Source organism: Candidatus Sulfotelmatobacter sp. (genome assembly GCA_035498555.1).
GTDB lineage: Bacteria > Eisenbacteria > RBG-16-71-46 > RBG-16-71-46 > RBG-16-71-46 > DATKAB01.
Genome location: DATKAB010000155.1, coordinates 1 through 9534 on the forward strand (window position 1 = coordinate 1; position 9534 = coordinate 9534).

Sequence of the window (9534 nt, forward strand, 5' to 3'; positions counted from 1 at the left end):
GCAACGGGGTAGACACTGGCGGGTGAAGGAGCCGAAGCGGACCCAGCGCCAGCCCGAGGGGCTCAAGTGGAAGCGACACCACGGCCTGGGGCAGAAGGGTGGCTTGAACGAATCGCCGGAGAGGTCCATGGCCGGGATCGCTCTGCACGATCCCGGCCATCAACACTCTCCGCCACACAACCTCAGGGATGGAGGCCGAGCAACTCGACGTCGAACACCAGCCACGCGTTGGGAGGGATCACCCCACCGGCTCCGCGCTCGCCGTAGCCCATGTCGGGAGGAATGACCAGTTTCCGCTTGCCGCCGACCCGCATGCCCTTCACGCCCTCGTCCCAGCCCCGGATCACCTCGCCGCCGCCCAGCCGGAACGAGAACGGCTGTCCTCGATCGACCGAGCTGTCGAACTTGGTTCCATCGGTGAGCCAGCCCGTGTAGTGGACCGACGCGACCATGCCGCTCTCCGCCACTGTTCCATCCCCAACCTTGAGATCGGTGTACTTGAGGCCGCTCGCCATCGTCACTTCCTTGGCAGCGCCGGGGCTCTCACCCGGTACTGCGGCCGCCGAGGCTCCAGCCGGCCCGCTCGCCGGCGAGCCACCGTTGGACGTGGCGCCGGCACTCAGGCTCGAGGCGCCCGACGCGGTGGTTCCCGCACCCGAGGCGGACGAGGCCGCCGGGCTGCCCGCCGATGACGTGGCGGGAGCAGCCGCACCCCCGGTGGAGGACTGCTTGCAACTGCCAAGAACCGTGATCATCAACGCGGCGCCGAGAACGGCGACGGATGCGCGCATCTCTCAATTCTCCTGCCGAGGGTGAAAGCGAGGAACCGTAGAGACGGCGAAGCTCCCATAACGGCCGGCCAGGCGGCAAGCGCCTGAGGATGCCCCTCAAGCCCCGGCGCGGGGCGGCCGAAAACCACGCGTGTACGGTAGCCGGTCAGGAGCGACCGGAGTTCGCCGCGAGATCATTCGCGGGCGCCGTCCGGAGGGAGCCGTCATGGCGGAAACCAACAAGGTGGTCGTGCACTCGATGGGCGGCAAGCTGCTCAAAGGCACGACCCAGGATTTCTTCCCCAATCGCCCGCTGTTTCACGTCCAGCCGCACGACGGCAAGCCGCCGGTCGAGGTGAAGACCCAGCAGCTCAAGGCGATCTTCTTCGTCAAGGACTACGTGGGCCAGGCGAAGCGGCGCGACGTGCGCGGCTTCATCGAAGGTCCCGGCGAGACCGCGCAGGGGAAGAAGCTGGCGGTGCGCTTCAAGGACGGCGAGCTGTTGTGCGGCTACTCGCTCTCCTACTCCCCCGAGCGCGACGGCTTCTTCATGTTCCCCGCCGACACCGGCAGCAATAACGTTCGCGTGTACGTGGTCACCGCCGCGTGCGCCGACGTGAAGTCGGGCCCGGCCGCCGAGGCCATGGCCAAGAAGTCGCTGGGCGACGAAGCGGCCTGAGGGCCACGATCGCTCGTCGCTCCTCCCCCGCGCTTGCGCGCGTGGCGGCACTCGGATAACGTGCGCGACTTCGCGCCCCTTCACGGGGCAAACCAAGACCTCGTCGGGAGATTCATGACCTCATTCAAGCACCGCCTGCGCCGCCGGCGCGCCCGCGCCAGCGCGCGCAAGAAGAAGGAAAAGGCGCGCGCCGCGAAGCGATCCCGCCGCCGTTAGCCCCGGCCGGAGGGCGCTCACAGACCGCTCGGGCGATGCCGCTTCGATCCGACCCTAGAGCAGATCGAGGTGTTTGAGGTCGAGCGGCCCGAACAGACCGCCACCCTGCGCTCCGAACAGTTCGCTTCCGCGCCGCAGGGACTCGGCGGCGACGTCCACGACCGGAAGTCCGAGCTGGTCGGTGGCCGCGATCCGAGGCGTGGTCGGTAGCGAATAACGCTCGCTCGCCAGGTAGTCCTCGAACTCATCGAGCGTCCAGGCGAACAGCGCATCCACCTCCCACACCAGCCGAACTTCCTTGCCACGCGTGAGGTCGGGCGGATCATCGGGACGCGCCGGTTTCAGGACGCCCACGGCGCAGCAATCGCAGCCGAACCAGAAATCGGGGCTGCCGGCCAGCACCAGATTCTCGGCCACCCTGGCCTCGGTGGGAGCATCCTTCCAGATGTTGGTCATCAGCTCGCTGAGCGCGAACAGGAAGCGCAAGAGCGCGCGCGGGTCGTCGTTGGCGGCGCCCTTCAGCCCGGTCGCCAGCACGCGAAGATTGCGGATGGCCTCGAGCCGCACCCAGGGTGAACGTCGATTGCACAACGCGGTGAGATTCTTCAGAGCCGCATCGAGCCGGTCGCGCGCCACGGACAGCAGCTCGGAGAAGGCGCCGTCGCCCTTTTCGAGGAACTCGACCGAGCGCCGCATCGCCTGATTGAGGGGCAGGTAGGCAGCGCGCAGCGTGGCCCAGTCTTCGGTCAGGCGTTGCTTCGCGATGACGTCCCAGTCCGCCATTCTCGGTCCTCCCCGTCCCTCGGCCCCGTGCTGATGCTCAATCGTCGGCCGATCAGAGTATAGAAGAAGCATCGCGGGGCGGTCCAACCGCGGCGCGGGCGGAGACCGAGGCCAGCGCGCGGGACACCGCGAAGGCGAGGTCACCCTGCTGGATGAAGAGCTGGATTTCGTCTTTCCCGTCGCTCACGATCCCGACAGGCGCTCGACGGCGACCCACGCGCCCGACTCGCTCGAGAGCCGAGCCGAATCCAGCGCGCACTGGACGGCGACCGCGTCGTCGAAATCCGGGCGCATGGGTTCGCCACGCGTGATCGCGGCGTGAAACACGTCGAGCAGCGCCCCGAACGGCGCCACCAGCTGCGGGTCGCGGTCGCGCGGCTTCAGCTGGTAGGCGGCAGGAAGCGTCAGCTCTTCGGGCTCTCTCCCGGGCACGAGCCGCCACAGCCGATAGCCGTCGTCGTCCCAACGCAGCGTCGCCTCGCTCCCGATGATTTCGAAGCGTTCCCAGCGGTATGAGGACGCCGCGTTCAGATCCACGAGCCCGGTCGCCCCATTCGCGAACTCGTATTGAACCGTGCAGGCATCGTCGGCGGTCGCCATTGCCGATTGGGGATCGGAAGCCGTCGGGCCGCGCCGCGGCTGATCCACGCGCACCGTGGCCAGAGTGCGCAACGGCTCGCCGAAGAACAGGCGCAGGCAGTCGGTGTGATGCGACCCGAGCGCGCCGAGGATGCCGCCGCCGCGGCTGCGATCCGAGAGCCAGGTCATGCCCCGTTGCGCCGGCGTCGCCCAGATCGGGTAGCGGCCGAGGATCTCTCCGCGCCGCGGCGAGCCGATCGCGCCCTCGCGCACCAGCTCGAGCGCATAGCGCCGGGCCGGGAAGAACCGGAACTCGTGGTTGACGCCCGCCACCCTGCCGAGCGCGCGGGCGCGATCGCGCATCTCGACCGCCTGATGGCGATGGAGCGCGGTCGGTTTCTCGCACAGCACGTGCGCCCCGCCATCGAGCGCCGCGAGCATCATGGGATGATGGAGAAAAGCGGGCGTCACCACGCTCACCACGTCCGGGCGAAGACGGCCGAGCAGCTCGCGCCAGTCGTCGCCGGCGTGCGGGATTCCCAGCTCGCTCGCGATCCGGCGCGTCTTCTCGAGCTGCGAGCCGGCGATCCCCGCCAGCTCGAACCCCGAGTGGCGCTGAAATCCCACCGACTGAACGGTCCGTCCGAAGCCCGTCCCCAGGATGACGACTCGCAGCGCTGCCATTCTTCCTCCGGCCCCGTGCTATGGTCTGCGACTCTCGCGAACCACTCTCGACGTCGTTCGCGCGGAACGAACCGCGCCGCGCCCCCGGAGGATATCCCATGCGTGACGGTCGCAATGCGAAGCTCGCCGACGTCATCATCCGGCATTCCACTCGGCTCCAGCGTGATGAGGTGATCTTCGTCGAAGCCTTCGACGTCGGCAACGGACTGGTGCTCGATCTGATCGACGCCGCGCAGTCGGTCGGCGGCATTCCGGTCGTGTCGCTGCGCAACAACGCGGTGACGCGCGCCCTGATGCTCAAGGCGACCGAGGCGCAGTTCCGTCTGCAGTGTGAGCTCGAGCTGTTCCAGATGAAGAAGGTGCAGGCCTACGTCGGCCTGCGCGGCACCGAGAACAGTTCCGAGCTCGCCGACGTCCCCCCGGACCAGATGGGCCTGTTCACGAGGCTGGTCTCCCAGCCCGTCCACCTCGATTACCGCGTCAATCACACACGCTGGGTCGTGCTCCGGTATCCGAGCGCCTCGATGGCGCAGATGGCCAACATGAGCACCGCTGCGTTCGAGGACTACTACTATCGGGTCTGCACCCTCGACTATGGCCGGATGGCCGCGGCCATGGAACCGCTGGCCGAGCGCATGCGCCGCACCGATCGCGTGCAGCTCAAGGGTCCCGGTACGGATCTTCGCTTCAGCATCAAGGGAGTCGGGGTGGTGCCGTGCGAGGGCCGCCGCAATCTTCCCGACGGCGAGTGCTTCACCGCACCGGTGCGCAATTCAGTGGAGGGAACGATCACCTACAACACTCCGTCGCTCTACCTGGGCACGAGTTACGAGAATCTCTCGTTCACGTTCGAGGGCGGCAGGATCGTCAAGGCCACCGGCTCGCCGGCCGACCGCCTGCAGAAGGTGCTCGACACCGACGAAGGGGCACGCTTCATCGGCGAGTTCTCGCTCGGGTTCAACCCGTACATCACCTCGCCGATGAAGGACACGCTGTTCGACGAGAAGATCGCGGGATCCCTCCACTTCACTCCCGGCCAGGCGTACGGCACGGCGGACAACGGCAATCGCTCGCAGATCCACTGGGATCTGGTGCTCATCCAGCGTCCCGAGTATGGCGGCGGCGAGATCTGGTTCGACGACGAATGCATCCGTCGTGATGGCAGGTTCGTGGTCAAGGAGCTGGAGGGGCTGAATCCTGAGCGGCTCGGCGCGTAGGCTCCGCGCGACGGACTAGCGCAGGAGCACGCGCGAGGAGAGCGTCACACGGCCCGTCCTGAGCCGGGTGAAGTAGACGCCGCGCGCGAGCGCACGACCGTTCGAGTCGCGGCCATCCCAGGGCAGCACGGTCGCTCCCTGGGGAAGGGTGCGATCGGCGAGGGTGCGCACTCTTCGTCCCTGCAGATCGAAGACGTCGAGGCGCACCGCTGCCGCCTTCGGCATCTGGACCAGCAACGCCGGACGATCGCCGAAGATCGAGTTGCTGAGCGGGCGCAGCTTCGGCAGGGCGTCGTCGAGACTCGCGTCATCCGATCCCCCACCCTGGGTTTGAGTCGTGTCGGGAGGCGGCGGCGGGGGTGGCGGGTCGAATCCGCCTCCCCTGCCGACCGATTCATAGATCTGAATGGGGTTGGAGGTCGCGGTCTGATCCGTGAGCCGCATGACCAGAGTCTGCGGGTAGGGAACGTTGAAGCTGTCGGGAATCGCCTTGATCGCCCAGTCGTAGCTGGTCGAGTCCGCCGTCAGCACGATGTGATCGGGGATCCCGAGCACGCTGTTCGGTACCGGGTTCCAGCTCCCGTCCTGATCGCTGATCCAGAGGCACTCGAGGTCCGCGGTGTGGCCGCTCCACCAGGTCGAATTGATGCCGAGGGTCGCGTGCTGTCCTGCTCGCGCTCCATGCGCGGGGGGCGTCCACGTCATCGACTGAACGTGAAACAGATCGGGCTGGGCGAGCAGGAAAGTCCAGCCGGGATTCCACACCATCCGGCTGACCTCGATCCGATCGCCGTCCACGAACAGGAAGTAGTCCACCAGCCCGTCGCGAAGGTACTCGGACGCGAACCAGCCGGCGGTGTTCACCCCGATCATGTTGGAGAGACGGCCGCGGTAGATCCAATCCTGGAGCGGAGCAATCGGACTGTTGCTGGTGGCGAACGAAATCGGCTGGCCGGAATTGGTGGTGAAGAACAGGTACCAGAGCCCGTCGTGTTCGAAGGCGTGCGGAGATTCGACCGCGTCGTTGTAGGTGTACTGGCGCTGGGTGATCCACAGCGGCTCGAGGTCCTGCCATTGCGTGAAATCGCCATCCGAGCTCGCGACGGCAATGATCATCCCACCGGGGTCGGAGGCCGGCGCGGTGCTGTAGTACATGAGCCACCGGCCGGGAGTGGTCGGGTCCTCCATCACGAACGGATCGCGAAACGGCTTGGAGTCAGTGCTGTCGCACGCGCACCACGGCACCTGCCCGCAGCCGTAGACCGGCAGTTCCAGCGGATTCCAGGTATAGAGGTCGGTCGAGGTGGCGAGCCCCATGCGCTGGTACAACTGATAGGTGCTCGAGGAATCCACGACCCCGGTGTAGAACATGTAGTAGACGCTGTCGCGCCGGACGATGCTGGGCGCCCACACGTGGCTCGCGTCGAACCGCCCGGGACGGGTCGGGAGGACCGGCGGCTCCGGGGTCCAGAAGTAGAGGTCCTTGGAGATCGCGTGCCCGAAGTCCACCTGGGTCGATTCGGCCGGCAGGTTGGGGTTGTTGCGGATGTAGAACAGGTGGTAGATCCCGTCCTGCTTCACGATGGTGAAGTCCTTGGGGCGGTCCGGGGAGGGTGGAATCATCCACGAGCCGGCCGCCTGGCCGGCCAGCGCCAGTGCCAGCGCCCCCGCGAGAATCGCGGCCGAAAGCCGAATTCGGGGCGTGGGAATCAGGGGGACCTTCCCTCGAGGGATGCGGGTTACAACGCGGCGGCGGCCCGTGCGCACCAGATGCGTACAGGGCATTATCCGAAGCCGCCGTGGCAGGTGTCAACGGTCGAAGGGAGACGTGTTTGATCCAGCTTCAGAACCTCCGTTACACGATTGGACAGCGAGTGCTGTTCGACCGTGTCTCGTGGGTGATCGCCCCCGGAGATCGGGTCGCCCTGGTGGGCCCCAATGGCGCCGGGAAGACCACGCTGATTCGAGTCATCCTGGGCGAGATCACGCCCGAATCGGGCGAGCGAGTGCTCGCGAAGGGCACTCGCCTCGGCTACCTGCCCCAGGAGGCGGCCGAGCGCTTCGAGGGCACGGTGCTCGACCGGGCGATGGACGCGTACCGCAGCCTGCGCGAGATGCGATTCGAGCTCGACGAACTCCACGCCACCCTCGAAGGCATCTCGCCCGACGATCCGCGATTGGAGTCCCTGCTCGAGCGCGCGGGCGAGCTGCAGCATCACCTCGAGATGAACGACGAACACGCGCTCGAGCCCGAGGCGCGGCGCGTGCTGAGCGGACTCGGCTTCTCGACCGCCGATGCCGACCGGCCGCTGGCCGAGTTCTCGGGAGGCTGGCGCATGCGTGCGGCGCTCGCCGCGCTGCTGCTCGCCGATCCCACCGTGTTGCTGCTCGACGAGCCCACCAATCACCTCGACCTCCCGGCCATGGAATGGCTGGAGGACTACCTCCAGGATTTTCACGGCGGCCTGGTGGTGGTCTCGCACGACCGCGTCTTCCTGGACCGCGTGGCGACCGAGGTGCGCGAGCTCGACCTCGGCGAGCTGCACGACTACCCGATGAGCTTCACCCGCTTCCTCGAGGAGCGCGAACGGCGCCGCGAGCAGAAGGAATCGCAGAACCAGCAGCTCGACCAGAAGATCGCGCAGCTCGAGCGGTTCGTGGAGCGGTTCGGCGCCAAGAACACCAAGGCCTCGCAGGCGGCGAGCAAGAAGAAGCAGATCGATCGGCTCAAGCAGCAGCGCGTGGTGATCCCCCGCAAGCCGAAGAGCATCCGCTTCTCGTTTCCGGACCCGCCCCACGCCGGACGCACGCTGTTGCGCATGCGCGACGCCTCGTTCGGCTACGACGCGCGCGATGTGTTCCGCTCGGCCAGTCTCGAGATCTCGCCCGGCGACAAGGTCGCGATCGTCGGCGCCAATGGCGCAGGCAAGACCACGCTGCTCCGCGTCATCGCCGGCCAGCTCGCGCCTCGTTCCGGCGTTCGCGAGACCGCGCAGTTCACGCGTCTCAGCTACTTCGCCCAGCACGCGGCCGAAACCCTCGACCCCGGCCAGACCGTGCTGCAGGCGGTGGAGGAGATCGCCAGTGCCGCCTGGCGTCCGCGGCTGCGCAGCCTGCTCGGCAACTTCCTGTTCTCGGGCGACGACGTGTTCAAGCTCTGCCGCATCCTCTCGGGCGGAGAGCGCCAGCGCGTCGCCCTCGCGCGCATTCTGCTCGAGCCCGCCAACCTCCTGCTGCTCGACGAGCCCACCCACCACCTGGACCTGGCCGGCAAGGAAGTGCTGGAGAGCGCGCTCGAGCAGTACCCCGGCGCGGTGGTGGTGGTCACTCACGACCGCTCGCTGATGGCCCGGCTCGCGACCCGCATCCTCGAGGTGCAAGACGGGCGCGTCGTGCCCTACCCCGGCGGCTACGACGACTACGAGAGCGCTCGCATCGCACGCCTCTCGACCGCGGCCGAGGCGGAGCCCGCGGCGAAGACGCCGCTGCCGAAAGCCGCGCCCGGGCGCCCGGCGCCATCCCGCCCGGCGGAATCGCGCACCGATCGCACCGCGCGCCAGAAGCGCGAGAAAGAGCTGGCGCGGGTCGAGCGCGACATCGAGACGCGCGAGGCGCGCGTCCGGGAGCTGGAATCGCAGCTCGCGGATCCCGAGGTCTATGGCGATGGGGCGCGGGCGAAGCAGCTGGTCTCGGAGTACGAGCGGCTTCGCGTCGAGCTCGAGTCCCTGTGGCAGAAGCTCGCCATGCTGGCATGAAGGAGCGCGCTCAGGAGCTCTGGCCGATCCGCTGCGAATGGGGTCTCGCCGGACTCGACGCGGTCGGCGGCGACGCCGACGTGGTGATCGTGGTCGACGTGCTCTCGTTCTCGACCTGCGTGGACGTGGCGGTGTCGCGCGGCGCGGAGATCCTGCCGGTCGCCTGGAAGGACGAGCGCGCCGCCGAATTCGCGCGCGAGCGTTCCGCGGCGCTCGCGGGTCCGCGCGGCCAGGCCGGTTTTTCGCTCTCCCCCGCCTCGTTCCTGTCGGTCGAGCCGGGTGCGCGCGTCGCGCTGCCCTCGCCCAACGGCGCGACGCTCAGCGCACGTCGCGCGAGCGCCGGAGGCGTCGTGCTGTGCGGCTGCCTGCGCAACGCCGCGGCGGTGGCGGGCGCCGCGCGGCGACTCGGGCGCACGATCGCGGTGATCCCGGCCGGCGAGCGCTGGGAGGACGGCAGCCTCCGTCCCGCGCTCGAGGATGGGCTCGGCGCGGGAGCGATTCTCGCCGGGCTCGGCGAGGAGCTCTCGCCCGAGGCGCGCGCGGCGCGCGAGGCGTTCGCGGCGCTGGAGTCACGACTCGCCGAGATGCTCGAACATTGCGCCTCGGGCCGCGAGCTGATCTCGCGCGGCTTCGAATCCGACGTGCGGCTCGCGGCCGAGCTGAACGTCAGCCGTGCGGTGCCGTTGCTCCAGCGCGGCGCGTATCACGCACTCGGCGAAATCGGGCGCGCGTAATCGCGCGGAAGCCGCGGTCCCGTTAAGCCCCCGGAGCTGAAAAGCCGCATTCAACCTGTTCGGGCTGAACGAAGCGATCGCCCCGGGCAAGGCTCAACGAGGAAATGCAACCGCTGC

The 9534-nt window shown here is 68.2% G+C and carries 9 protein-coding genes; 4 read left to right on the top strand and 5 right to left on the bottom strand.

The genetic code is table 11. The annotated features are described in order from the left end of the window. Nucleotides 1–182: 182 nt before the first annotated feature. Complete coding sequence (locus VMJ70_12665; protein ID HTO91976.1) at nucleotides 183–791, bottom strand: FKBP-type peptidyl-prolyl cis-trans isomerase; 609 nt, start codon at nucleotides 789–791, stop codon at nucleotides 183–185. Nucleotides 792–996: 205 nt separating this feature from the next. On the opposite strand from VMJ70_12665, the gene VMJ70_12670 reads away from it, so the two are divergent. Beyond that, nucleotides 997–1449, top strand: coding sequence for a hypothetical protein (locus VMJ70_12670; protein ID HTO91977.1), 453 nt, complete (start codon nucleotides 997–999; stop codon nucleotides 1447–1449). A gap of 270 nt (nucleotides 1450–1719) precedes the next feature. Here the strand turns inward: VMJ70_12670 and VMJ70_12675 are convergent, their stop codons facing one another. From VMJ70_12675 to VMJ70_12685, 3 genes are read right to left on the bottom strand one after another with little or no spacing between them, the layout of a single operon-like run. Beyond that, nucleotides 1720–2448, bottom strand: a complete 729-nt coding sequence (locus tag VMJ70_12675; protein HTO91978.1) for a hypothetical protein — start codon at nucleotides 2446–2448, stop codon at nucleotides 1720–1722. A gap of 52 nt (nucleotides 2449–2500) precedes the next feature. Continuing rightward, nucleotides 2501–2635, bottom strand: coding sequence for a hypothetical protein (locus tag VMJ70_12680; GenBank protein ID HTO91979.1), 135 nt, complete (start codon nucleotides 2633–2635; stop codon nucleotides 2501–2503). Continuing rightward, complete coding sequence (locus VMJ70_12685) at nucleotides 2632–3711, bottom strand: Gfo/Idh/MocA family oxidoreductase (GenBank protein ID HTO91980.1); 1080 nt, start codon at nucleotides 3709–3711, stop codon at nucleotides 2632–2634. The genes VMJ70_12680 and VMJ70_12685 overlap by 4 nt, the downstream gene beginning before the upstream one ends. Nucleotides 3712–3809: 98 nt before the next feature. Between VMJ70_12685 and VMJ70_12690 the strand changes: the two genes are divergently transcribed. Beyond that, on the top strand, nucleotides 3810–4928 hold the full coding sequence (locus VMJ70_12690; protein HTO91981.1) for an aminopeptidase: 1119 nt from the start codon (nucleotides 3810–3812) through the stop codon (nucleotides 4926–4928). Nucleotides 4929–4943: 15 nt separating this feature from the next. Here VMJ70_12690 and VMJ70_12695 read toward each other — a convergent pair whose 3' ends face one another. Further along, nucleotides 4944–6713 (bottom strand): family 43 glycosylhydrolase, encoded by a 1770-nt coding sequence (locus VMJ70_12695; GenBank protein ID HTO91982.1) that lies wholly within the window; start codon nucleotides 6711–6713, stop codon nucleotides 4944–4946. Between the two features lie 47 nt (nucleotides 6714–6760). Here VMJ70_12695 and VMJ70_12700 point away from each other — a divergent pair, with 47 nt between their 5' ends. Together VMJ70_12700 and VMJ70_12705 are read left to right on the top strand one after the other, a co-directional pair. Continuing rightward, nucleotides 6761–8683: an ABC-F family ATP-binding cassette domain-containing protein gene (locus VMJ70_12700; protein HTO91983.1), complete on the top strand. Its 1923-nt coding sequence runs from the start codon at nucleotides 6761–6763 to the stop codon at nucleotides 8681–8683. Next, nucleotides 8680–9417 (top strand): 2-phosphosulfolactate phosphatase, encoded by a 738-nt coding sequence (locus tag VMJ70_12705; GenBank protein HTO91984.1) that lies wholly within the window; start codon nucleotides 8680–8682, stop codon nucleotides 9415–9417. The genes VMJ70_12700 and VMJ70_12705 overlap by 4 nt, the downstream gene beginning before the upstream one ends. The last annotated feature ends 117 nt before the right edge of the window (nucleotides 9418–9534 follow it).